Annotated in this window: 21 protein-coding genes; 13 read left to right on the forward strand and 8 right to left on the reverse strand. The window is 70.3% G+C overall.

Going from position 1 to position 22,753, the window contains the following annotated elements; all coding sequences use genetic code 11:
- Nucleotides 1–21: 21 nt before the first annotated feature.
- From OG410_RS32825 to OG410_RS32845, 5 genes are all read left to right on the forward strand, one after another.
- On the forward strand, nucleotides 22–1,578 hold the full coding sequence (locus tag OG410_RS32825; protein WP_329302418.1) for a PucR family transcriptional regulator: 1,557 nt from the start codon (nucleotides 22–24) through the stop codon (nucleotides 1,576–1,578).
- Between the two features lie 260 nt (nucleotides 1,579–1,838).
- Nucleotides 1,839–2,681 (forward strand): nitrilase-related carbon-nitrogen hydrolase, encoded by an 843-nt coding sequence (locus OG410_RS32830; protein WP_329302419.1) that lies wholly within the window; start codon nucleotides 1,839–1,841, stop codon nucleotides 2,679–2,681.
- A 370-nt stretch (nucleotides 2,682–3,051) separates the two neighbouring features.
- Entirely contained in the window at nucleotides 3,052–4,452 is a 1,401-nt protein-coding gene (gene hydA / locus OG410_RS32835) for a dihydropyrimidinase (protein WP_329302420.1), read from the forward strand.
- Nucleotides 4,453–4,471: 19 nt separating this feature from the next.
- A complete protein-coding gene (locus OG410_RS32840) occupies nucleotides 4,472–5,494 on the forward strand; it encodes a TIGR03842 family LLM class F420-dependent oxidoreductase (RefSeq protein WP_329302421.1) in 1,023 nt (340 codons plus the stop codon).
- Between the two features lie 127 nt (nucleotides 5,495–5,621).
- Nucleotides 5,622–7,148: an NCS1 family nucleobase:cation symporter-1 gene (locus tag OG410_RS32845; RefSeq protein WP_329302422.1), complete on the forward strand. Its 1,527-nt coding sequence runs from the start codon at nucleotides 5,622–5,624 to the stop codon at nucleotides 7,146–7,148.
- A gap of 40 nt (nucleotides 7,149–7,188) precedes the next feature.
- Here the strand turns inward: OG410_RS32845 and OG410_RS32850 are convergent, their stop codons facing one another.
- Nucleotides 7,189–7,857, reverse strand: coding sequence for a hypothetical protein (locus tag OG410_RS32850; RefSeq protein ID WP_329302423.1), 669 nt, complete (start codon nucleotides 7,855–7,857; stop codon nucleotides 7,189–7,191).
- Between the two features lie 221 nt (nucleotides 7,858–8,078).
- A complete protein-coding gene (locus OG410_RS32855) occupies nucleotides 8,079–9,086 on the reverse strand; it encodes a carboxymuconolactone decarboxylase family protein (protein ID WP_329302424.1) in 1,008 nt (335 codons plus the stop codon).
- A gap of 214 nt (nucleotides 9,087–9,300) precedes the next feature.
- Between OG410_RS32855 and OG410_RS32860 the strand changes: the two genes are divergently transcribed.
- From OG410_RS32860 to OG410_RS32870, 3 genes are read left to right on the forward strand one after another with little or no spacing between them, the layout of a single operon-like run.
- A complete protein-coding gene (locus OG410_RS32860) occupies nucleotides 9,301–10,413 on the forward strand; it encodes a sensor histidine kinase (protein WP_329302425.1) in 1,113 nt (370 codons plus the stop codon).
- The gene (locus tag OG410_RS32865; protein WP_329302426.1) at nucleotides 10,410–11,114 is read left to right on the forward strand and encodes a response regulator transcription factor; all 705 of its coding nucleotides are present in this window, start codon (nucleotides 10,410–10,412) and stop codon (nucleotides 11,112–11,114) included. The genes OG410_RS32860 and OG410_RS32865 overlap by 4 nt, the downstream gene beginning before the upstream one ends.
- 35 nt (nucleotides 11,115–11,149) lie before the next feature.
- Entirely contained in the window at nucleotides 11,150–11,881 is a 732-nt protein-coding gene (locus OG410_RS32870; protein ID WP_329302427.1) for a DUF4232 domain-containing protein, read from the forward strand.
- Between the two features lie 74 nt (nucleotides 11,882–11,955).
- On the opposite strand, the gene OG410_RS32875 is transcribed toward OG410_RS32870, so the two are convergent.
- Nucleotides 11,956–12,333, reverse strand: a complete 378-nt coding sequence (locus tag OG410_RS32875; RefSeq protein ID WP_329302428.1) for an SCO4402 family protein — start codon at nucleotides 12,331–12,333, stop codon at nucleotides 11,956–11,958.
- Nucleotides 12,334–12,562: 229 nt separating this feature from the next.
- Here OG410_RS32875 and OG410_RS32880 point away from each other — a divergent pair, with 229 nt between their 5' ends.
- The gene (locus OG410_RS32880; protein WP_329302429.1) at nucleotides 12,563–13,207 is read left to right on the forward strand and encodes a GAP family protein; all 645 of its coding nucleotides are present in this window, start codon (nucleotides 12,563–12,565) and stop codon (nucleotides 13,205–13,207) included.
- Nucleotides 13,208–13,394: 187 nt separating this feature from the next.
- Here OG410_RS32880 and OG410_RS32885 read toward each other — a convergent pair whose 3' ends face one another.
- The 5 genes from OG410_RS32885 to OG410_RS32905 all read right to left on the reverse strand — a co-directional run bounded on the left by OG410_RS32885 (nucleotide 13,395) and on the right by OG410_RS32905 (nucleotide 16,980).
- A complete protein-coding gene (locus OG410_RS32885) occupies nucleotides 13,395–14,228 on the reverse strand; it encodes a serine hydrolase domain-containing protein (RefSeq protein ID WP_329302430.1) in 834 nt (277 codons plus the stop codon).
- A 168-nt stretch (nucleotides 14,229–14,396) separates the two neighbouring features.
- Entirely contained in the window at nucleotides 14,397–14,933 is a 537-nt protein-coding gene (locus OG410_RS32890; protein ID WP_329302431.1) for a hypothetical protein, read from the reverse strand.
- Between the two features lie 96 nt (nucleotides 14,934–15,029).
- Nucleotides 15,030–16,025 (reverse strand): HTTM domain-containing protein, encoded by a 996-nt coding sequence (locus OG410_RS32895; protein ID WP_329302432.1) that lies wholly within the window; start codon nucleotides 16,023–16,025, stop codon nucleotides 15,030–15,032.
- On the reverse strand, nucleotides 16,022–16,660 hold the full coding sequence (locus OG410_RS32900; protein WP_329302433.1) for a DUF5819 family protein: 639 nt from the start codon (nucleotides 16,658–16,660) through the stop codon (nucleotides 16,022–16,024). The genes OG410_RS32895 and OG410_RS32900 overlap by 4 nt, the downstream gene beginning before the upstream one ends.
- On the reverse strand, nucleotides 16,657–16,980 hold the full coding sequence (locus tag OG410_RS32905; RefSeq protein WP_329302434.1) for a hypothetical protein: 324 nt from the start codon (nucleotides 16,978–16,980) through the stop codon (nucleotides 16,657–16,659). Before OG410_RS32905 ends, OG410_RS32900 begins: the two co-directional genes overlap by 4 nt.
- Nucleotides 16,981–17,578: 598 nt before the next feature.
- Between OG410_RS32905 and OG410_RS32910 the strand changes: the two genes are divergently transcribed.
- The 4 genes from OG410_RS32910 (at nucleotide 17,579) to OG410_RS32925 (ending at nucleotide 22,582) form a co-directional block, all read left to right on the forward strand.
- Complete coding sequence (locus tag OG410_RS32910; protein WP_329302435.1) at nucleotides 17,579–19,402, forward strand: gamma-glutamyltransferase family protein; 1,824 nt, start codon at nucleotides 17,579–17,581, stop codon at nucleotides 19,400–19,402.
- A gap of 232 nt (nucleotides 19,403–19,634) precedes the next feature.
- Nucleotides 19,635–20,504, forward strand: a complete 870-nt coding sequence (locus OG410_RS32915) for an inositol monophosphatase family protein (protein ID WP_329302436.1) — start codon at nucleotides 19,635–19,637, stop codon at nucleotides 20,502–20,504.
- 165 nt (nucleotides 20,505–20,669) lie between these two features.
- Nucleotides 20,670–22,079: a phytoene desaturase family protein gene (locus OG410_RS32920; protein WP_329302437.1), complete on the forward strand. Its 1,410-nt coding sequence runs from the start codon at nucleotides 20,670–20,672 to the stop codon at nucleotides 22,077–22,079.
- A complete protein-coding gene (locus tag OG410_RS32925) occupies nucleotides 22,076–22,582 on the forward strand; it encodes an O-acetyl-ADP-ribose deacetylase (RefSeq protein WP_326784678.1) in 507 nt (168 codons plus the stop codon). The genes OG410_RS32920 and OG410_RS32925 overlap by 4 nt, the downstream gene beginning before the upstream one ends.
- Nucleotides 22,583–22,753 lie beyond the last annotated feature (171 nt).

Here is a 22,753-nt window from a genome sequence, read left to right on the forward strand (position 1 = left end):
AAGACAAAGGGGAACGCCGCCATGACCACCGCCCTGGAACCCGCCCTGTCGGTACGCCAGGTCCTCGCCCTGGACCGGGTGCTCGCCGGAGAGCCCGAGGTGGTGGCCGGTGCCGGCCACCTGGACCGGTCCGTCCGTTGGGTGCACGTCGCCGAGGCCGCCGATGTGGGCGTCATGCTCAGCGGCGGCGAAATGGTGCTCACGACCGGGGTGCTGCTCGCGGGTGACCCCGACGCCCAGGCCGAGTACATCCGTTCGCTGCACCGGGCCGAGGCCGCGGCCGTCGTCCTCGGTCTCGGCCGGGCCTTCCCGGCGCCCCCGGACGTGATGCGCCGGGCCGCCGAACGCTGCGGGCTGCCGATGGTGGTACTCCACCGCCCGTTCCCCTTCGCCGAGTTGACGGAGGAGGTCCAGTCCCGGCTGGTACGGCACAAGTTCGCGGCCGTGAGCCTCTCCGAGTCCGTACGCACCGCGCTGACCGGGCTGATCACCACAGGCGCCCCGCTCCAGCGCATGCTCGACGAGATCGCCGTGCACGCCGCCTGCCCCGTCGTCGTCACCAACCTCGCCCACCGGGTCCTCGCCACCGCCGGTGAACGCTCCGCCGTCGACGACGTCCTGCGCGACTGGGACCGTATCGCCCGGCAGGCGGGCGGCATCGAGGTCGACGGATGGATCCGCGCCGAACTGGGCGGACGGGGGGAGAGATGGGGCCGCCTGGTGCTGTGCGGCCACCGGGGCGACGCGGCGACCGGGCGGCTCCTCGCCGACCGTGCCGCCGAGGCCCTGGTCCTGCACCGCATGCTCGGCGGCCCCGCCCACTCCTGGGAGGAGGAGTCCGCGCAGGGGCTGCTGACCGACCTGGTGAGCGGTGTCGTACCGGCCCGCCAGCTCCTGCCGCGCGCGCGGGCCGCCGGACTGCCCGTGAACCGCCGCACCTTCGTGCCGCTGGTCGTACGCGACGGCGACCCGGCCCAACTCGGCCGTGTGCTCAGGCTGCTGGGACTGCCGGGGCTCGTCGCCGAACTGTCCGACGGAGCCACCGCCGTGCTGCTCAGCCTCCCGCGCGACCAGGACGCGGAGGCACTGGCCGAGCACTTCGCCGTACGGCTGCGGGACGAGACCGGGGTCCCCGCGGTCGTGTCCGCCGCCGGAGCTCGTACCGTCTGGGACGACGTGCCCGTCGGACTGCGGGAAGCCCTGCACGTCGCCGAGGCCGCCGCCGGCACACCCGCCGACCAGGACCGGCCCGCGCTGGTCCGGCTGCGTGACGTGCATCTGCGCGGTCTCGTCCGGCTGCTCCGGGACGATCCGCACGTCCAGTCCTTCGCGGAACGCGAACTCGACGGGCTGCTGTGCGGACCGCGGGCGGATCCCCGGCTGCTGCCCGTCCTGCGGACCTACCTCGCCACCGGGCGCAACAAGTCGCGCACGGCGCAGCTCCACCACGTCAGCCGGCCCGCGCTCTACCGCCGCCTCGAGGCCATACAGGCCCGCCTCGGCGTCGACCTCGACGACTTCGAACAGGCCGCGTCCGTCCACATCGCCCTGCTCGCGCACGACGCACAGCAGCGGTGAGGGCCCGAGCGGCGGCGACAGCCCTGAGAACCCGAACCCGACGCGAACCCGAACGCGAACCCGAACCCGAACGCGACCGTGACAGCGGTGAGGACCCGGCGGGCAACAGCGGTGAAACACAGAACCACTCGGCTGAAACACGGGAGAACGCGGAGGTGACACCGTGGAACGGCACAGCACTTCGGACGTGACACGGTGCAACTCAAAGAAGGGGCCGGGGCTTTCTAGTCTCCTCGCACACCGAGCGACCGGAGGTCCCGATGAGCAGAGTGATCCGCGCCGCCGTCTTCCAGACCGCATGGACCGGCGACAAGGAATCGATGATCCAGGTCCACGAGCAGGCGGCCCGCGACGCGGCCGCGCAGGGCGCACAGGTCCTGTGCTTCCAGGAGCTGTTCTACGGACCGTACTTCTGCCAGGTCCAGGACAAGGAGTTCTACGCGTACGCCGAGCAGATCCCCGAGGGCCCGATCATCCGGCGCTTCCAGGCGCTGGCGAAGGAACTGGGCCTCGTCCTCGTGCTGCCGATGTACGAGGAGGAGCAGCCCGGCGTCCTGTACAACACGGCGGCCGTGATCGACGCCGACGGCTCCTACCTGGGCAAGTACCGCAAGACGCACATTCCCCAAGTTCCCGGATTCTGGGAGAAGTTCTACTTCCGGCCCGGGAACTCCGGCTGGCCCGTCTTCGACACGGCCGTGGGCCGGATCGGCGTCTACATCTGCTACGACCGGCACTTCCCGGAAGGCTGGCGGGCTCTCGGACTCGCGGGTGCCGAGATCGTCTTCAACCCCTCGGCCACCTCACGCGGTCTGTCCGGCTACCTCTGGCAGCTGGAGCAGCCGGCCGCGGCCGTGGCCAACGAGTACTTCGTGGGCGCGATCAACCGGGTCGGGCAGGAGGAGTACGGCGACAACGACTTCTACGGGACCTCGTACTTCGTGGACCCCGAGGCCCAGTTCGTCGGCGAGGTGGCGAGCGACAAGGAGAGCGAACTCGTCGTCCGCGACCTGGACATGGCCAAGCTCCGCGAGGTCCGCGACCGGTGGCAGTTCTACCGCGACCGCGCCCCGGGGGCCTACGGGCCGCTGACCGCGCCCTAGTGCCGCGACAGGCAACGTTCGCCCCGTCGCGACTCCCGGCACGCTCCCCCAAGCTCTTCGAGCAGGGGGCACCCCCACTCGCCGCACCGGCCGAAAGCCCAAGTACATCCAGTACGAGGACTTCCGGCCGGCACACCGAGAGCACGCACCGGGCGCCGCTCCTTGACGGGCAAACATTGCCTGCCGCGGCACTAGTGACGCCCCGTGCCGCGGGTCCGGGCATCGGGCCGCCGGACCCGCGGCGCGGTGGTCCGCACGGGTCGTCCCGCGAACCGCCCCACGAGCTTCCTCGCGAGGAAACAGTGCCGACCTCAGTCCCTGACAGCCTCACAACCCCCTCAGCGCACGCCCGACCGGAAGGAGAGGGAGCATGAGCCGTACCGTCATCCGGGGTGGTCTCGTCATCACCGCGTCCGACGAGATCCACGCCGACGTCCTGATCGAGGACGGCCGGATCGCCGCCCTCGCCGCGTCGGGCACGCCCGCGGCCGAGTCGTGGACGGCCGAGCGCGCCATAGACGCCACCGGCAAGTACGTGATCCCGGGCGGCGTCGACGCCCACACCCACATGGAACTGCCCTTCGGCGGCACCTTCGCCTCCGACACGTTCGAGACCGGCACCCGGGCCGCCGCCTGGGGCGGTACCACCACCATCATCGACTTCGCCGTCCAGAGCGTCGGCCGCTCCCTGCGCGAGGGCCTCGACGCGTGGAACGCCAAGGCGGACGGCAACTGCGCCATCGACTACGGCTTCCACATGATCGTCTCCGACGTGAACCAGGAGACGCTCAAGGAGATGGACCTGCTGGTCGAGGAGGGCGTCACCTCCTTCAAGCAGTTCATGGCCTATCCGGGCGTCTTCTACAGCGACGACGGCCAGATCCTGCGCGCCATGCAGCGCTCCGCCGAGAACGGCGGCCTGATCATGATGCACGCCGAGAACGGCATCGCGATCGACGTGCTCGTCGAACAGGCGCTGGCCCGCGGCGAGACCGACCCGCGCTTCCACGGGGAGGTGCGCAAGGCACTGCTGGAGGCCGAGGCCACCCACCGCGCCATCAAGCTCGCCCAGGTCGCGGGCGCCCCGCTCTACGTCGTGCACGTCTCGGCGACCGAGGCCGTCGCCGAACTGGCCCGCGCGCGCGACGAGGGTCTGAACGTCTTCGGCGAGACCTGCCCCCAGTACCTGTTCCTGTCGACCGACAACCTCGCGGAACCGGACTTCGAGGGTGCGAAGTACGTGTGCAGTACGCCGCTCCGCCCCAAGGAGCACCAGGCGGCCCTGTGGCGGGGCCTGCGCACCAACGACCTCCAGGTCGTGTCGACGGACCACTGCCCGTTCTGCTTCGTCGGCCAGAAGGAACTCGGCCGCGGCGACTTCTCGAAGATCCCCAACGGCCTCCCCGGCGTCGAGAACCGCATGGACCTGCTCCACCAGGCCGTCGTCGACGGGCACATCTCCCGCCGCCGCTGGATCGAGATCGCCTGTGCCACACCGGCCCGGATGTTCGGCCTGTACCCGAAGAAGGGCACCATCGCCCCGGGCGCCGACGCCGACGTCGTCATCTACGACCCGCACGCCGAACAGATCATGTCGGTCGAGACCCACCACATGAACGTCGACTACTCGGCGTACGAAGGAAAGCGCGTCACCGGACGGGTCGAGACCGTGCTGTCGCGCGGCGAAATGGTCATCACCGACCGGGAGTTCACCGGGCGCGCGGGCCACGGCGTCTACACCCCCCGTTCCACCTGTCAGTACCTTCTCTGAGCGACCAGGAGTGGCGCCAATGGACTTCGGACTCGTCCTACAGACAGACCCTCCGGCCTCCCGTGTCATCGAGCTGATGAAGCGGGCCGAGGCCAACGGCTTCACGTACGGCTGGACCTTCGACTCGGCCGTGCTGTGGCAGGAACCCTTCGTGATCTACAGTCAGATCCTCGCCAACACCGAGAAGCTGACGGTCGGCCCGATGGTCACCAACCCGGGCACCCGCACCTGGGAGGTCACCGCCTCCACGTTCGCAACGCTCAACGACATGTACGGCAACCGCACGGTGTGCGGCATCGGGCGCGGCGACTCGGCGATGCGCGTCGCCGGACGCAAGCCCAACACGCTCGCCCGCATAAGCGGTGCGATGAAGGTCATCCGCGCCCTCGGCCGGGGCGACGAGGCCGACCTCGGCGGCACCGTCATCAGGTTCCCGTGGGTCAGGCCGGGTGCCGAACTGCCGGTCTGGATGGCCGCGTACGGCCCGAAGGCGCTGAAGATGACCGGCGAGGAGGCCGACGGCTTCATCCTCCAGCTCGCCGACCTCTACCTCACCGAGTACATGGTCAAGGCCGTGAAGGACGCGGCGGCCGAGGCCGGGCGTGACCCCGCCGAGGTGAAGATCTGCGTGGCGGCGCCCGCGTACATCACCGAGGACGACTCGCCCGAGGCGCTCGCCCACGCACGCGAGCAGTGCCGCTGGTTCGGCGGCATGGTGGGCAACCACGTGGCCGACCTGGTCTCCAAGTACGGCGAGCACTCGGCCGCGGTTCCCGACGAACTCACCGAGTACATCAAGGCCCGCGAGGGCTACGACTACTCGCACCACGGACGGGCCGACAACCCCGACACCGCGTTCGTGCCCGACGAGATCGTCGACCGGTTCTGTCTGATCGGGACGGCCGAGCGGCACATCGAGAAGCTGAACGCGCTGCGCGAGCTGGGCGTCGACCAGTTCGCCGTGTACGACATGCACGACGCCCAGGAGGCCACGATCGACGCGTACGGAACGCGGGTCATCCCCGGCGTCAACGGGCAGTAACCGAAGGCCGACCCCCTCATTCTCCCCTTCCCGCCGTCCCGGGAAGGGGATCAGGGCGCCCCCCGCGCACCCCCCGAGTTCGTCCCCGCACGGCCTTTCCCGTCACTCCTCTTTGATTGGCCTGCTCATGACAGAAATCGTCTCCCCAGGCGGCCCGCCTGCCGGACAAGTCACGCTCCCCGACGGCCGGGTGGAGATCGCCCCCGACGCTCCCGCGCCCACCGGCCCCTACGCCAACGACGACCTGCTGCCGGTTCCGGTCGAGAAGCGCACCTGGACCACGTACAACTTTTCGGCCCTGTGGGTCGGCATGGCCCACAACACCGCTTCCTGGACGCTGGCTTCGGGTCTCATAGCCGTCGGCATGGACTGGAAGCAGGCCGTCCTCACCATCGCGCTCGCCAACCTGATCGTACTGGTCCCGATGCTGCTCACCGGGCACGCGGGTCCGAAGTACGGCATCCCCTTCCCCGTCTTCGCCCGTGCCTCCTTCGGGATTCGCGGGGCCAACCTCCCCGCTGTCGTACGGGCGTTGGTGGCTTGCGGCTGGTTCGGTATCCAGACCTGGATCGGCGGCGAGGCGATCTACTTCCTCGCGGGCAAGCTCTTCGGCGACGGCTGGGCCAACGCCTCCGAGATCGGCGGTCATGCCTGGACCATGTGGCTGTCGTTCGCGATCTTCTGGGCGCTCCAAGTCGCCATCATCTACCGGGGAATGGAGACGATCCGCCGGTTCGAGAACTGGGCCGCGCCGTTCGTGCTCGTCGGTGCCGGCGTGATGCTGTGGTGGATGAGCGACAAGGCGGGCGGCTTCGGCCCCCTGCTCGACCAGCCGTCGAAGCTCGGCTGGGGCGGTGACTTCTGGAAGCTGTTCTGGCCCTCGCTGATGGGCATGATCGGCTTCTGGTCCACCCTGTCGCTGAACATCCCGGACTTCACCCGGTACGGCAGGAGCCAGAAGGCGCAGACCTGGGGGCAGGCGCTCGGGCTTCCCACCACCATGACGCTCTTCGCGTTCCTGTCCGTCATGGTCACCTCGGGTTCGCAGGCCGTCTACGGCAAGGCGATCTGGGACCCGGTCCAGCTGGCCGCCAAGACGGACAACGTCGTCGGCATCCTCTTCGCGCTGGTCACCGTGCTGGTCGCGACGCTGTCCGTGAACATCGCGGCCAACCTGGTCTCCCCGGCCTTCGACTTCTCCAACATCGCACCCCGGAAGATCAATTTCCGTGCCGGCGCGCTCGCCACCTGTGTCCTGGGTGTGCTGATCTTCCCGTGGAAGCTGTACTCGGACCCCCAGGGCTACATCTTCACCTGGCTCGGGCTGGTCGGCGGTCTGCTGGGGACGGTCGCCGGCATCCTCATCGCCGACTACTGGATCCTGCGCCGCACCAAGCTCGACCTCGCCGACCTGTATCGCACGGGCGGCCGCTACTGGTACGACGGCGGCTGGAACTGGCGGGCCGTGGCCGCCTTCGTCACCGGCGGCGTCCTGGCCGTCGGCGGCGCGGACTTCCACCCGTTGATCGACGGGCGGCCCGTCCCGGTACTGGAACCGCTCGCCGACTACGGATGGGCGGTCGGCCTCGGCACGTCGATGGCGCTGTACGTGGTTCTGATGCTGCTGCGCGGAAAGGACAGAACCACGGTCTGACGGCGGCGACCGGAGGACGGTCAGTTCTTCTGGCCGTCCTTCAGCTCTTCTGGGCGCCCTTCAGGGCCGCCGTCGCCTCCTTGGCCGCCTTGATGGCACCCTTGTTGATCTCGTCGGTGGCGGGCGCCTTCTTGGTCTCGAAGTCGCTGCCGTTGTAGGTGACGACCACCAGGGCGTTGGACGCCCGGACGATCACCACGCCCTCACGGGTCTCCTGCTTGTCCTCGGTGCTGAGATTGACCACGGAGTAGGCGGAGTCGCCAACACCCGGCACCGCCCCGCCTCCGCTCTTGTCGGCGACGCGGTCCTTGTAGGCCTTCTCCGCCGCGGCGTCCGAGTCCTTGATCTCGTACGAGACGTCGAGCCAGCGGTAGTCGAAGCCCTTCAAGGCGTTCCACGAGCAGGTGCGACGCACCGCCTTGTCGGTCGACGCGATCTCCTGGCCGGCCGTCTTGGCGCCGGGGACCAGGGACTTGATCGTGGCGACCTGGATGCCGCCGCAAGGGGCGGGGGAGGCGGCGAACGTCTTGACGGCAGCCGACGCCGAAGGAGCCGACGAAGCGTCGGATGTCTGTTTCTGCGTCGATTTGTCCTCGGCGTTGGGGGTCGCTGCGGACGGGCCCGCGGCCAGGGCCCAGCCCGCGGAGGCGAGCAGAGCGACCGGCAACAGGCGCGCGGCGAGCGCGAGCGGCAGAGGAAGAGAACCCAAAGCGCACTTCTCGTGGGGGATGGTGCGGAGGAGTCCGCACTGCGGACGGGACGCCAGTGTCACACGAGACGCTGTGGTGCGGAAGGGCCGACAGGCGTCATGCCCGTGTGATGACAGCGACTCACCTTGGCGGCGATTGACTGATGCTGTAGCAAGATGTCTGCTTTATTCGCCTCGATGATCGCTGAGCATTCCGTCATTCCGCCACATCGCGGTCACGGCTACCGCTTCGAGGCACGGACCGGGAGAGCCTGCTCCACGCGGTCGACGGCCGCGAACGCGCCGTAGGCCACGAGACGCACCAGGTGGCGATCGGAATGACCGGGTTCGCGCCAGGCTGTCACGTCCTCGTCCGTGATGCGGTACGGGGCGAGGGCGGCCAGCAGCGCCAGCCGCGCGCCGGGACGCGAACGGTCCGGGAGTTCCTCCCACGCGAGCGACGGATGCGCGCCGTCCCATCCCCGGAGCGTCTCCCGTACGAGGGCACGGTCCGCCTCGTCGAGCAGTCCTCCGCCCGCGCCGGCGGCGTCGCGCAGGGCGGCGTACGCGGGGCCGACGGTGGTGCCCCGCGCCCAGTCGGGACCCGGACCCGGGGCGTCGAGCAGCGTGAGACCCGCACCGGGTACGGGCCGGCGGCGCACGGTCCTGGCCAGCGATCGCCCACCCAGACTCCGTACCGCCCGGAACCGCTGCGCGTTGCCCGGAAGCAGGTTCTCGGTCAGCAGCGCCGACGCGATCCGGTTGATGAAGTGGAAGGTGAGCATGGTGCCGATGTACGCCGGAGCGTGCGCGGCGGCGAACGGATACGGCGTCAACTCCGGTGCTCCCGGCCTCCGGCTCGCCCGGCCCCAGGCCAGCACACGTGCGTGCTCCCCGTCCGAAGGTGTCTCCCCGCGCGCGATCGCCTCGGCGAGGGAATGGTCCCCGGTGGCGTGCAGCAGCATCGTGTGCGCGTCCACGCAGAAGGGGCACCGGTTGGCCAACGACACCCCGAGCGCGGCGAGTTCCTTCCCGGTCCTGTCGCCTTCGCCCGCGATCAGCGACTCCCGCATCAACGCCCATGTGGCGGTGAGCAGTTCGGGCTCGGAGGAGAGGACGACGAAGGTGGCCGGACGCTCCATGCCGAAGTCCGAGGCGAGCTGGGCGTAGACGTCGGCGGTCGCGCCGGTGGCGGACTTCCGTGGCGGCGGGGTGGTGTAACGGAAGGGAGTGGAGAGGGACATGGCCATGGGTGCCTCCTGAGTGGACCGGGCGGTCGCCGGGTGACCGGCGACCACGGTCGACGATGGCCGGGAGGAGGTGCCGCGGGCGTCGTACGGCCGAGGGTGATCCCGGCTGCCGCCGTGGGCGCGGTGCCCCGTGCCGGCTACTCCGACGGGAGTAGCCGGAGATCCGTCCCCAGGGCTGACGCGGTGGCCGGTACGCCCGCATAGAGTGCCGGACATGCAGTTCGACCAGGTCGTCCGCACACGTCCGGCCGACGTGACCCTCGCGGCCGTGGTCGGCGCCCTCGTGGTGACCGCGGCCGCGTCCGGCGACGGCACCACCCCCCTCGACTACACCCTGATCGGCGTCGGTTCGCTGACGCTGGCGGCCTACCGCGATGCCCCGCGCGCCGTACTGGCGATCACCACCGCCACCACCACGGGGTACGTCGTGCACGCCCACCCCGGCACCCTGTCCGCCCTTCCCGTCCTGAGCGCGGTGCACACGGCCGCCAGAGCCGGCCACCGGGGCGTCGCGGCGCTCGCGGGCGCCGTGTTCCTGGCCGGATTCGTGGCGACGGGGCCGGGGACGAGGGAAGCGGTGGAGCGGACGCTGCTGCTCGCCGGCTGGTTCCTGTGCGCCCTGGTCACAGGCCTCGCCGACCGCAACTGGCGGGCCTACCTGCGCCAGACCGAACAGCGCGCCCTGGAGGCCGAACGGACTCGCGAGGAAGCGGCATTGCGTCGTGCCGGCGAGGAACGACTGCGCATTGCAAGGGAGTTGCACGACTCGCTGACCCACAGCATCTCGATCGTCAAACTCCAGGCGGGAGTCGCCGTCCATCTGGCGCGCAAGCGGGGCGAGGAGGTGCCGCCCGCACTGCTCGCCATCCAGGAGGCCGGCGGTGAGGCGATGCGTGAACTGCGCGCCACACTGGAGGTGTTGCGTACCGATGAGCCGACCGGCACACCGGCGCTGCTGGTCGAGCGGGCCCGTGCCGCGGGGCTCGCCGTCGATCTGCGGGTGACCGGAGAGGAGCGCCCCCTCGCGGCGACCGTGGACCGGGCCGCGTACCGCATCGTCCAGGAGGCCCTGACGAACGCCGCCCGGCACGCGGGCCCCGCCAAAGTGACGGTCGAAATGGCCTATTCCTCAAGTGAGTTGACGATCGGTGTGCACGACGACGGGACGGCCCGGCTGTCCAGGCCGCCCACCCCGGGCATCGGCCTCACGGGCATGCGTGAACGCGTCACCGCCCTCGGCGGCACCCTGCGGGCCGCCCCGCGCGCGGAGGGCGGCTTCTCGGTCCGGGCCGAACTGCCCCTGGAGACACCGGAGGAAGCGCGATGAGCGACCCGGACGCGCCGATCGGGACGGACCGCCTGATCAGGGTCGCCCTGGTCGACGACCAGGCCCTGATGCGTGCCGGTTTCCGCGCTCTGCTGGACGCGGAGGAGGGGATCGAGGTGGTCGGCGAGGCGGCCGACGGGGCACAGGGGCTCGCCCTGGTCCGCGCCGAGCTGCCGGATGTCGCCCTGGTCGACGTGCAGATGCCCGTGATGACGGGCATCGAGGCCACCCGTCGTATCGCCGCCGACCCGGCGCTCGCCGGGGTACGCGTCGTCATCCTCACCAACTACGGCCTGGACGAGTACGTCTTCGAGGCGCTGCGGGCCGGGGCGAGCGGATTTCTGCTCAAGGACACCGAGCCCGCCGATCTGCTCCAGGCCATCGAAGTCGTCGCACACGGCGAGGCGTTGCTGTCGCCCTCGGTGACCCGCACCCTCATCGGGGAGTTCGTGGCCAGGCCTCCCGACCGGGCCACGGCGCCGGGCCTCGAAGGCCTCACCCGCCGCGAACGCGAGGTCACGGCGCTCGCCGCGCGTGGTCTGAGCAACGAGGAGATCGCCGCACACATGGTCATCAGCCCCCTGACGGCCAAGACCCACATCAGCCGCGCGATGACGAAGCTGGCCGCCCGCGACCGGGCCCAACTCGTCGTATTCGCCTACGAGTCGGGCCTGGTGACGGCGCGAGGGCGGGTGCGGTGACGCCCTCCGCCGGGCTTCCGTGCCATGATCGGCCCGTGATCGCGACAAGCCCGAAACGGGTCGGCGCGGCAGCCGCCGCCGAGCGTCCGAGGCGCGCCGGTGCCTCCACCGTCGCCGTACCCCCGCGCGGTGACCGTTCCCGCGCCGTCGGCATCCGGGCGAAGTGGGTCCGTCCGGTCGTCCTCGCCTGTCTGGTCGCGACAGCCACCAGTGGGTGTGGCCTGTCCGCCGAGCTCGACCGCGAGCGCGACCCCGGGCGGACACACGTCCCCGACCGGGCCTCCAGTCCGGACCCCCTCGTCATCGAAGTGCCCGAGCCCTCGAAGTCGGTACCGGTGCAACAGGGCCGCGGCTGTCCGCCGTCGGGCCTGCGCCTCGACACCGGACCCGTCGACGCGGCCATGGGCCTGCGCGGTACGACCCTGACCCTCGTCAACTGCGGCAAGCGGCCGTACAAGGTGAACGGCTACCCGGCCATCGCCCAGGTCCTCGACGAGGAGGGCGCCCCGATCACCGGAGTGCGCAGCGTGGCGGGAACGGACAAGGTGCCCATGGCGCCCGCCGACCCCGGCCCTGAGCCCTTCACGCTGAACCCGGGCGACAACGCGCATGCGGCCCTCTACTGGCGGATGGCGGTCCAGCACGGCGTGTATCTGCGCGTCGCACCGCAGAAGGGCCAGGACGCCGTCACCCTGCGGCTGGCGGACTACCTCGACATCGGCCCGGAGAACACGCTGGGGACCACGGCCTGGGTGCCCGCGCCCTGAACACCGGTCGGTTCGGCCCGCTCCGAGCCCAGGCCACCGCGTGCGGTGGCCTGGACCCCCGGGGATCACTTCCCTCAGCGGTCGGCGCGCATCGCCTCGAGCATGCTTCGCGCCGCCGTCACGACGGCCGGCCACCGCTGCGACGCCAGATAGACCTCGTCGCCCACGTCGCCGAGTTCGTCGATGAGCCTCCCCAGTACCTCGGCCAGTTCCCGGGCGGCGCGCACCTCGCGCGCGGACGCCAGTACCTCCCCGACCGGCGGCTCCGGGTCGTCCAGGACCCGTGAGTCGTCGAAGAGCACATGCACGACCAGGTCGAGGTTGTCCACCCCGTCGTCCGCCCTGGGCATACGGTCCCGCCAGACCCGCTGTTGGTGGCCCTGGTCGGCAAGGGACTCCAACGCCGCCACTACGTTGATCCGTACGTCCGGGAACTCCACGTCGCTCGTCATCCAGTAGGGTCTCCTCGCGTTCGGTCAGGACCTGGAAGAGGAGTTCGGCGCAGTGGCGGCCGAGTTCCCCACCTGGTGCATACGAGGACGTGGGCGTGGCCTGCTTGACCGGCCGGGCCACCCCCTGCAGGGTCGGGATGCGGCGTCACGAGTGCGCTGCCTGACTCTGCCGACCGCCCGCCCGTCCACAGGCGGTAGACGGTCCTGATCTCCAGGAGCGGCTGATCCGATGGTCCTCGACCTGCTCGTGATCGGTACGGCCATCACCCTGGGGCCTTTGCACAACAGCGCCTTCATCCTGCTGCTCTCCTCGCGGCGCGGCGTTCGCCAGGGCCTGGCGTTCCTGCTGTCGTGGCTGGCCAACCTGATCGCGGTGATCGCCTGTGTGGTGCTGCTGACGGGCGGTCAGCCTCCGGCCCGTCACAGCGTGCCCTCGACCGCGACGATCGCCGCGAAACTCGCCATCGGCCTCGTGCTGGTGCTGTACGCCGCGCACCGGCACCGCCGGCCGCCCCACCCGCACGGCCCTCCACGCTGGACCACCCGGATCGACAACGCCTCCCCGACCACGGCAGCCGGCCTGGCATGGCTGCTGCAGCCCTGGGCCATGGTCGGCGCCGGAGCCGCGACCGCCGTCGACGCAGACCTCTCCACCCTCACCGACTGGCTCGCGCTGACCGGCTACTGCCTGCTGGCCACGCTCAGCCTCATCATCATGGAGATGTACACGGTCTGGGCGCCCACGGCCGCCAACGCCCGGTTGGACGCCCTGCGTAGCCGGCTGGAGCAGCACCAGGAGCAGTTGATCGTCACGCTCTCACTGCTCCTCGGTCTGTACCTGATGGCCCGGAGCATCTACCAACTGGTCGCCTGATGGCAACCGGGTGATTGTGCCGCTCGGCGCGTACCGCTGACATCGGATCACCATGGCCCGGCCGTCCGGATGACGCCCGAAGACGTCAGCACCTACTCGACCACGGAAGGCAGGGGACGGAAGCCGCCGGGCCGGATCACGATGTGGCGCCTGGCGGCCGGGAGCGTTCCATGCCCCGTGCCCGGCGTCACGCTCGGGGCCCGATGAAGTGCCTGAGCGTGTCCAGGGCCAGCTTGTCCGTCACGGCACTTCGACCGGACAGACGGTGAACAAGAACCCAGCCCTGCGGTGAGGCTCCCGCGAAAACCGACGCGCCGCCTGTCGCGCCGTTGTGCCACAGAAGGCTCCCCGCCTTCTGCCAGGCCGGTGCCGGTTCACCCAGCCTGCGGTCGACAAGCAGGTCGGTGAGGAGGCGGGCGGCGGCCCGGGGAGTGGCCCACAGCCCGCCGGCGGGAAGAATCGCGCCGTCCATGGTCCATTCCTGCCGAGACCGGCCGAACAGCCCCCTGCGGCACAGTCGTCTGCCGGACGGCGGATCGGTGGCGACGTCGGCGATACCCAGGGGATCGAGGAGGTGACGGTGCAACAACTCCTCGTACGGGGTTCGGGTGGCCGATACCAGTGCGGCGCCCAGGAGCGCGTATCCGAGGTTGGAGTATTCCTCGGCCGTCCCCGCGGGAGCCGTGACCAGGGTGTCGAGGTGCCGTACGACCGAGTCCAGGGCGTCGGCGTCGAAAGCCACGTAGGGATCGCGCCCGCTGATGCCGGGAGGCAGTCGAGGAAGACCCGAGGTGTGCTCGGCAAGCCGGCGCAGGGTGATTCCCGTGCCGCTGGGCACCGGCAGGAACAGCTCCAGCGGGTCGTCGAGGCTCAGGACTCCGTCGTCGGCCAAGGCGGTCAGGACGGTCGCGGTGAGCGGCTTGGTCAGCGAACCGATCTGCACGAACAGGTCGGGGTTGTGGCCGTGTGAGATCTGGGGTGCCCGAAAGCTGCTGAGTATGCAGGTGGGAACTCGACTCATGATGACCTCCTGTCCTGTGTTCGGGGCACCGCGCTTGCTGCCTCAAAGACGTCACCAGGTGTGACGGTTGACGGTGCGGGAGGGGTCTGGACCCGACGGATGCGGGGCGGCGGCCTGCGTGGCATCACGCTTGCCGCCGCTCGGCGAGCGGACACGCGGGGCGCCCGCTCAGGCCGACGCGAGCCAGAGTTCGAGGAGGGCCTCCCGCTCCCGTGACCGGAGGATTCTGGCCGGCCGGGTCTGTTCCCACCACTCGGTCATGACGGTCGGAGTGGCGGTGCCCCGTGTGAAGCGGCTGATCAACTGGCGGGAGAGATCGACCTCGTGCCCGGAGTAGGCGACGGCGGCGCTGGAGTAGACAGGCGTCAGGACTGTGCCGTCGGGTGAGGTGATGGATACGGTCATCTCGGTGGGACTGCTCGGCACCCAGGCGTCCAGGGCCGCCGCGGCGAAGCTCGCGGCGTGGGTCGCCCAGCGCTGCAGAGTGGAGCGGACCGGGACTTCGGTGACGTCGAGGCCCTCTACGTCGGACCACGCCCAGTCACGTTCGTGTGGACCGGTGACGCGGGGCCCTGAGGTCTTGAGCACCACGCAAGGAGCCGGTGCCGTCGTCGGGGCGCCCACGTATACGCCGTCCGCTGAGACCCAGAACAGTCCCACCGTGGTGCCGTCGTCGTGGGATCGGAGGGGCGGGGTTGCTTCCATTGCCTGACTGTCTCTCCTTGGTGGACTGCTGCGACCGCGAGCCTGCACGGCGCCCGGTATCGAAGTGCGCCCTTCCGGTCGAAGGCGCCGGGAAGGCTACACCGACTCCTCCGCGAGCGTGACTTCGACTGCGCGGGCGCCTGGCTCCTTCTCGTTCCGGGCTCTCCGGATCGGCCGGACGGCCAGATTCGCCACGGTGGATGCGGCCTTGCCGAGTGCCTTGTCGAGAAAGACGAGGTCACAGGCGATCATCGTCAAAGCGAAACCGGTCAGGCCCATGCACAGGCCAATGGCAACGTGGAAGCTGATCGACATGGCGGCGGCCCAGGGCCGGAGTGCGGGGACCAGAACTCCGAGGGGGAAGTAGACGAGGAAGAGGACGGTCATGTACGTCCCGGCCACAACCAGGAAATCGTTGTGATAGATGAGGTCCGAGACGCCGGGGAACGCGAACTCCGGAACTCGGAGCACATAGAACAGGGCGGTTCCGTCCTGCCACATCTGTCCCTGCACCTTGTACAGACCGCTGACGACATACACCAGGCACATCTGCGACGCGATCGCCACAACGCCGAGATTGTGCAGAGGCGTTGCCAACGAACGCACATGCGTCGGCAGGCGTCGGCCGAGCCTTTTCGCGCGGCCTGTGGAAAAGGAGAACCGGTCGTAGCAGCGGGTGGCCAGGAGCATCGGGAGCACCAGGTAGGCGAGGTTGTCGCCACCGTCGAGCAGGACCGGCTGACGTTCGTAGAGGGACCACAGGAACACCCAGTGGCAGGCGAGTCCGGCCCTGCCGCCGATGCCCAGGGTGACCATCAGAGCGGTGATCAGGCCCAGATGGAAGACCAGTTGGAACCATGCCTGCGACGAACTCCACGCATACAGGCTGAAGGAGCCGTTGCTGTGGACCTGCGCAACGAATTCCCGCCATGGAAGAACGGCGTCAGGACCGAAGAGGTAGTCCCGGTCGGCGTACTGGCTGACATAGAACATCAGGCCGACGAACCCCAGGAGGGCACGAGTTCCGGAGACGCCGACGACACCGAAGGGTACCGAACTCCACCTGTCGACCGTGGAGATGAACTTCCTCATCCGAGGTCCTCCGTATTCCGCCAGTTCAGATCCTCGAACCGGGTCGTGCCCCTGGCGGAGGAATCCTTGCGCCGCGACCACGAAGGCAGCTCGTGTACGTACATGCGCACCTGCACGGCGGAAGGCGAGCCGTCACACACCTTCGGCAGCTGGGACAGCGAGTAGCGCGCCAGGAAGGTCTCCGCCTCCTTCCGTGAAGTCTTCTCGTAAGGAAGGAGAGGAACCGGTCTCTTCTTCTTCTCCACTTCCTTGTTTCGAAGCCGCGCCAGAACCGGATCGGGACTGTCCATCTGCGTGATGGTCCCGCTGACGAGCCGGTTGATGCGAGGCGGAAAGAAGCGGTCATGCTGAACTGTGGCCACGTAAGGGCGGGAGACGTCATAGAAACCGGTGGCCCTGCCGTTCGCGCACTTGGCCCGCGCGAGAATGCCACGGTCGTCCGACAGGGGGTCCGGGGCGAAAAGCATCCAGTTCTGCGACAGATAGGGTTCCGTCAGCGCGTTGATCTCGTCGTAGTAGCGCAGCTTGACGGGATTCAGGGGCGTCTGGGTCAACGCGGCGACGGACAGGTAGGCGCCCAGGAGGGCGGCCCCGGCAATGAGGACCGCCCTCCTGAGGACAACGTGCTCGGTCACTTGTCGAAGACCGTGTCGACCGCCTCGACCCCGTCGACACCCTTGGCAGGCGCCACATGAGTCCCGAAGAAGTCGTTGGCCACCTGACCGGCCGCCTTCGCCACATGCGGGCAGGCCGCACGACCGTGGACCACGGCCTTGCCCGCGACCTTGCCCAGAAGACTGCCCAAGCCCGCGGGCGCCCTCTCGACGCCCGGCCGGACAACCGCCGGAGCGGAATCCGCCTGCGGCGCGGCGGCTTGCGCGGTCCCCTGCATGCTGAGCACAGCCGCGACGCCACCCATGGTGATGCCGGCCACGGCGAACAGCTTCTTCTTCATCTTCTCTCCTTGCGCCTGTCGAATTCCGATCAGGCTTTCCCGATGCTCGGCGCATGCCGAGCCATAGAAGAAGGAAGGAATGTTGACAGCACAGAACAGTGCCGCCGATGCCGGTGCTTCGCACACATCAAAAGCACCCGGCTCCCCCTACTGGCACGGGGTCGCTGCGGCATGTGGTCAGCATGCCGCAGTGCCGGTACCGGATATCCGGTACCCCAGCGCCGTCCCCGTTGGCTCGAATACTGGCACAACTCGAATTTATGTTTCTCGCCGGTAACACCCCGGGGTGACTGAAAACGATCAATGAAACCGGCCGATGGCGCCCGAAATGATCCAAAATTCAATATTTACTTCTACTCAAAACTGGACATGCCCGAAGCTCTTCTGTTGATCATGGACCGGCGCCCCTCCGATCCCTGCCGGGAACGGCTTGGCCGAAAGTGCACCCTCCCGCTGGAGCCCGTACGCCCTGATGCCCCCTCAAGGTCCGGTGCCGGCGTCCGGGCCGTGTACTCAGGGCCGGAGGATGGAAATACGGCCCCACGGCCACTTTGATGTCCGATGGGCCGACCGGCGCACACGAACACCGAGGTTGCAGATGCTCTTCACGACTCGTCCGACCCTCCAGGGCACCTTCGGCATGGTGTCCTCCACACACTGGCTCGCCTCGCAGTCCGCGATGGCCGTTCTGGAGGACGGCGGCAACGCCTACGACGCCGCCGTCGCGGCCGGTTTCGTCCTGCACGTCGTGGAACCCCATCTCAACGGGCCCGCGGGCGAGGTCCCGATCATCCTGGCCCCCGCGGACGGCCCCGTGCGGGTGCTCTGCGGGCAGGGCGTCGCGCCCGCCGGAGCGACCGTCGCCCACTACAGGAGCCTCGGCCTGGAGCTCGTACCCGGTACGGGCCCGCTCGCCGCCGCCGTGCCGGGCGCGTTCGACGCCTGGATGCTGCTGCTGCGCGACCACGGCACCAAACCGCTCGCCGACGTCCTGAAGTACGCCATCGGATACGCCGAGGACGGGCACACGCCGGTGGAGCGCGTCGGCGAGACGGTGGAGGCGGTACGCGCGCTGTTCGAGGCGGAGTGGATCTCGTCGGCCGAGGTGTATCTGCCGGGCGGCAGGTCGCCGCGCCCCGGTGAGCTGTTCCGCAATCCGGCCCTCGCCGCGACCTGGCGGAGGCTGCTCGACGAGGTCTCCGGCGCCGGGGACCGGGTCGCCGAGATCGACGCGGCACGGGAGGTGTGGCGCTGCGGCTTCATCGCCGAGGCCCTGGTCCGGCAGGCCCGGCGGCCCACCATGGACACCAGCGGCGAGCGCCACACCGGCACCCTGACAGCCGCCGACCTGGCCGGCTGGTCCGCGGCCTACGAGGCCCCGGCGACGTACGACTGGCGGGGCTGGACCCTGTGCAAGGCGGGCCCCTGGAGCCAGGGCCCTGTCCTCCTCCAGCAACTGGCGCTGCTTCCGCCCGAACTGCCCCGCTACGGTTCGGCCGAGTACGTCCATCTGCTCGTCGAGGGCTGCAAGCTCGCCATGGCCGACCGGGAGGCCTGGTACGGCGACGCGGCCGAGGTACCGCTCGGCGACCTGCTGTCGGAGCCCTACAACGCCGCCCGGCGGTCACTCGTCGGCGACAAGGCGTCGTACGAACTGCGCCCCGGCAGTCCCGGCGGCCGGGAGCCGCAGCTGAGCGGGCACGCGCGCGTGGTGGCCGCCGAGGAGTCCGGCTTCGACGCGCTCGCGGTGCCCGGCGCCGGTGAGCCCACCATGGGCCGCGCGGCCGCGGACCCCGTGGTGGCGCCCGACGGAGGCACCCGGGGCGACACCTGCCACCTGGATGTCGTCGACCGCTGGGGCAACATGGTCGCCGCCACGCCCAGCGGCGGCTGGCTCCAGTCCAACCCGGTCGTCCCCGAACTGGGTTTCCCGCTCGGCACGCGGCTCCAGATGGCCTGGCTGGAGGAGGGGCTGCCCAACTCCCTGACCCCGGGCCGCCGGCCCCGCACCACGCTGACGCCCTCCGTGGCGCTGCGCGACGGCGTGCCCGTCATGGCGTTCGGTACCCCCGGCGGCGATCAGCAGGACCAGTGGCAGACGCACTTCTTCCTGTCCGTGGCGCTGCGCCCGCAGGTGCGCGGCGGACTCGACCTCCAGGGCGCGATCGACGCCCCGAACTGGCACAACGACAGCTTTCCGGGCTCCTTCTATCCGCGCGGTATGCGTCCGGGCAGCCTCACCGTCGAGTCCCGCACGGACGAGGGGGTCGTCGAGGAACTGCGCCGCCGGGGCCACGACGTCACGGTCGTCGAAGGCTGGTCCGAGGGGCGGCTGTGCGCGGTGGCCCGCGATCCCGGGACCGGCATCCTGTCGGCGGGGGCCAACGCGCGCGGGATGCAGGGGTACGCGGTCGGCCGCTGAGGCCCGTCGGGGCACCGGCGCCTGTTCCGCCACCGATGGCCGTCTCGTCACCGACGGCTGTCCCGCCACCCGCGCCCGTAACGGGCATCCCCCGCACCCGTGCCGGGCATCCCCCGACGCCGGGATCCCGGGTCGGTGCCAGTGATCGTCTGGCCCCGGGAATTCATGGTGATTCCACCCGGAGTACCCCGGAGGGGTGAGGATTGTCAGTGACACGTGCTGTCATGGAGCCATGATCGAAGACATCATCGAAACCATCGACGAGTTTCTCGCCCACCGCGCGTCCGACGTGGAACACGCCGTCCGCCAGGCCGCCGCCGCCGAGATCATGCCCCGGTTCCGGCAGCTCTCCGCGGACGAGATCGACCAGAAGTCCGGCCCGCACGACCTCGTGACGGACGCCGACCGCCTGGCCGAGAAGTACCTCACCGAGGCCCTCACCGCGCTGCTGCCCGGTTCGGTCGTCGTCGGCGAGGAGGCGGTGCACGCCGACCCGGCGACCTACGAGGCGATCCAGGGCACGGCCCCCGTCTGGATCGTCGACCCCGTCGACGGCACCAGGCAGTTCGTGCACGGCGACTCCGGGTTCTGCACGCTGGTCGCGCTCGTGCTGGACGGCGTGGTGCTGGCCTCGTGGACGTACGCGCCCGCGCGCGACGAATTCGCCACCGCGATACGGGGGCGCGGGGCCGTGCTCGACGGCGTGCCGCTGCGCTGCGGTTCGCCGGAGCCCGGCCGTGACCTCGACATCGCGACCTCCCACCCGGACTACACCACGGACGAGCAGAAGCGAGCACTCCTCGGACTGCGCGTCGAGGGCGTCGTCCCGCGGCCGTGCGGTTCGGCCGGCCTGGAGTATCTGGCCATAGCCCGCGGCGAGTTGGACGCCACCGCGTTCAGCTGGGAGGCGGCCTGGGATCACGCGGCGGGACTCCTGCTCGTCGAGGAGGCGGGCGGCGCCCACCTGACGCTCGGCGGCGAGCCGTTCCGTGTCACCGGGGGCAACGCCCTGCCGTTCACGGCGGCCCGGGACGAGGCCACGGCCCGCCGGGTGACCGCCCTGCTGGCGGCACCGTCCGAGCAGGTGGCTGTCGGCGCCTGAGCGGGAGATCCCCGGCCCCGCGCGGGCCGGGGATCCGGTGCGGCGGCCGTCGCACGGTACGGGGCGATTCCCTCCAACGCCCCGTACCGTCAAGGCTGTCAGTCCTCCGGCATATCCTGATGCTCAGTGGCCGTCGGCTGACAAAGGAGTCCGAAGGTGCCGTCGATGCTCGATGCGGTCGTGGTGGGTGCGGGGCCGAACGGACTGACGGCTGCCGTGGAGCTGGCCCGCCGGGGCTTCTCCGTGGCCGTGTTCGAGGCCCGCGACACGGTGGGCGGGGGATCGCGCACCGAAGAGCTGACCCTGCCCGGTTTCCGGCACGATCCGTGCGCGGCGGCGCATCCGCTCGGCGTCAACTCGCCCGCCTTCCGGGCGATGCCCCTGGAGCGCTACGGCCTGGAGTGGCTGCACGCCGAGCTCCCCATGGCCCACCCGTTCCCGGACGGTTCGGCGGCGGTGCTCGCGCGGTCGGTGGCCGAGACGGCGGCCTCCTTCGGGCCGCGCGACGCGGGCGCGTACCGCAGGCTCGTCGCGCCGTTCCTGAGCAAGTGGGACACCCTGGCGCACGACTTCATGTCACTGCCGCTGACCGCGCTGCCCCGGGACCCCGTCACCCTCGCCCGCTTCGGTCTGGCCGGGCTGCCGCCGTCGACCTGGCTGATGCGCCGCTTCCGCGACGAGCGGGCCAGAGCCCTGTTCGCCGGTCTGGTGGCGCACGTCATGGCCCCACTGGAAGGAATCGCCACGGGCGCCGTCGGCCTGGTCTTCGCGCTGGCCGCGCACGCCCGGGGGTGGCCCGTCGCACGCGGCGGCTCCCAGTCCATCTCGGACGCGCTGACCGCGTATCTCCAGGACCTCGGCGGCACCGTCCACACCGACTACGAGGTCAAGCGCCTGGACGATCTGCCCCCCGCGCGGGCCTACGTCTTCGACACCTCGCCCAAGGCGCTGGCCCGTATCGCGGGTTTCGGGCGGTACTACGAGGGCTATCGGTACGGGGCGGGCGCCTTCAAGATCGACTACGCGCTGGACGGGCCCGTGCCCTGGACCGCCGAGCAGGCCCGTGTCGCCGGGACCGTCCAGGTCGGGGCGAGCCGGGCGGAGATCGGCACCGCGCTGCGCGCGGCCTCGCGCGAGGGCCGGGCACCCGACGCGCCGTTCCTGATCACGGTGCAGCCGAGCGTCGTGGACCCGTCGCGTGCCCCCGAGGGCAAACAGGTCTTCTGGGCCTACGGCCATGTCCCGAACGGCTGGACCGGAGACCTCACGGACGCGATCGAGCGCCAGCTGGAGCGGTTCGCGCCGGGCTTCCGCGACCGGGTCCTGGCCCGCGCGACCGCCGGACCGCCCCTGCTCGCGGCCCGCAACGCCAACTACGTGGGCGGCGACATCGCCTGCGGCGCAGCCTCCGGACTCCAGCTCATGCTCCGCCCCAGACTGTCCCTGTCCCCGTACAGCACCCCGCACCCCGCCGTCTTCCTGTGCTCCTCGGCCACCCCGCCCGGTCCCGGAGTGCACGGGATGTCGGGGCACAACGCGGCGAAGGCCGTCTGGAGGAGGCTGAGAGAGTCATGACCACGATCACGCTGGTGCAGGGCGACATCACCCGGCAGAGCGTCGACGCCGTAGTCAACGCGGCGAACTCCTCGCTGCTCGGCGGCGGGGGTGTGGACGGAGCCATTCACCGCCGCGGCGGCCCGGCCGTTCTCGCCGCGTGCCGCGAACTACGGGCCGGTCACTACGGCAAGGGCCTGGCGACCGGCCGGGCCGTCGCCACGACCGCGGGCGACCTCGACGCCCGCTGGGTGATCCACACCGTGGGTCCCCGCTACGCCCGGGAGGACGACCGGTCGGAGCTGCTGGCCTCCTGCTACCGGGAGTCGCTGCGGGTCGCCGACGAGCTCGGAGCCCGTACGGTCGCCTTCCCCGCCGTCTCCGCGGGCATCTACGGCTGGCCGATGGACGACGCGGCGCGCATCGCGGTGGAGACCGTCCGGGCCGCCGAGACCGACGTCGAGGAGATCCGCTTCGTACTCTTCGACGAACGCGCGTACGACGCGTTCGCCGGGCAGCTGTGACGAGCAGCCGGACACCCGGCGCCGCGTTCTGAGCGAACCGGGGTGCGCGGCCCGGGCCGCCGAGTCCGGCTCGGGGGTGCTGGGTCCTGCGGCGGTCGGGCGTCCCGCCCCTCGCTCGTGCGGCCCGGTCACTCCCGCGGGCCGTAGAGGCGCGCGGATTGCTGATGCCCG

The organism is Streptomyces sp. NBC_00659, from assembly GCF_036226925.1.
Lineage (GTDB): Bacteria > Actinomycetota > Actinomycetes > Streptomycetales > Streptomycetaceae > Streptomyces.

What these genes read in the sequence shown, in the direction of transcription:
- OG410_RS32825 (WP_329302418.1), top strand. Translation starts at nt 22, where the DNA reads ATGACCACCGCCCTGGAACCCGCCCTGTCGGTACGCCAGGTCCTCGCC.
- OG410_RS32830 (WP_329302419.1), top strand. Translation starts at nt 1,839, where the DNA reads ATGAGCAGAGTGATCCGCGCCGCCGTCTTCCAGACCGCATGGACCGGC.
- hydA (WP_329302420.1), top strand. Translation starts at nt 3,052, where the DNA reads ATGAGCCGTACCGTCATCCGGGGTGGTCTCGTCATCACCGCGTCCGAC.
- OG410_RS32840 (WP_329302421.1), top strand. Translation starts at nt 4,472, where the DNA reads ATGGACTTCGGACTCGTCCTACAGACAGACCCTCCGGCCTCCCGTGTC.
- OG410_RS32845 (WP_329302422.1), top strand. Translation starts at nt 5,622, where the DNA reads ATGACAGAAATCGTCTCCCCAGGCGGCCCGCCTGCCGGACAAGTCACG.
- OG410_RS32855 (WP_329302424.1), bottom strand. Translation starts at nt 9,086, where the DNA reads ATGGCCATGTCCCTCTCCACTCCCTTCCGTTACACCACCCCGCCGCCA.
- OG410_RS32860 (WP_329302425.1), top strand. Translation starts at nt 9,301, where the DNA reads ATGCAGTTCGACCAGGTCGTCCGCACACGTCCGGCCGACGTGACCCTC.
- OG410_RS32865 (WP_329302426.1), top strand. Translation starts at nt 10,410, where the DNA reads ATGAGCGACCCGGACGCGCCGATCGGGACGGACCGCCTGATCAGGGTC.
- OG410_RS32875 (WP_329302428.1), bottom strand. Translation starts at nt 12,333, where the DNA reads ATGACGAGCGACGTGGAGTTCCCGGACGTACGGATCAACGTAGTGGCG.
- OG410_RS32880 (WP_329302429.1), top strand. Translation starts at nt 12,563, where the DNA reads ATGGTCCTCGACCTGCTCGTGATCGGTACGGCCATCACCCTGGGGCCT.
- OG410_RS32885 (WP_329302430.1), bottom strand. Translation starts at nt 14,228, where the DNA reads ATGAGTCGAGTTCCCACCTGCATACTCAGCAGCTTTCGGGCACCCCAG.
- OG410_RS32890 (WP_329302431.1), bottom strand. Translation starts at nt 14,933, where the DNA reads ATGGAAGCAACCCCGCCCCTCCGATCCCACGACGACGGCACCACGGTG.
- OG410_RS32895 (WP_329302432.1), bottom strand. Translation starts at nt 16,025, where the DNA reads ATGAGGAAGTTCATCTCCACGGTCGACAGGTGGAGTTCGGTACCCTTC.
- OG410_RS32905 (WP_329302434.1), bottom strand. Translation starts at nt 16,980, where the DNA reads ATGAAGAAGAAGCTGTTCGCCGTGGCCGGCATCACCATGGGTGGCGTC.
- OG410_RS32910 (WP_329302435.1), top strand. Translation starts at nt 17,579, where the DNA reads ATGCTCTTCACGACTCGTCCGACCCTCCAGGGCACCTTCGGCATGGTG.
- OG410_RS32915 (WP_329302436.1), top strand. Translation starts at nt 19,635, where the DNA reads ATGATCGAAGACATCATCGAAACCATCGACGAGTTTCTCGCCCACCGC.
- OG410_RS32920 (WP_329302437.1), top strand. Translation starts at nt 20,670, where the DNA reads ATGCTCGATGCGGTCGTGGTGGGTGCGGGGCCGAACGGACTGACGGCT.
- OG410_RS32925 (WP_326784678.1), top strand. Translation starts at nt 22,076, where the DNA reads ATGACCACGATCACGCTGGTGCAGGGCGACATCACCCGGCAGAGCGTC.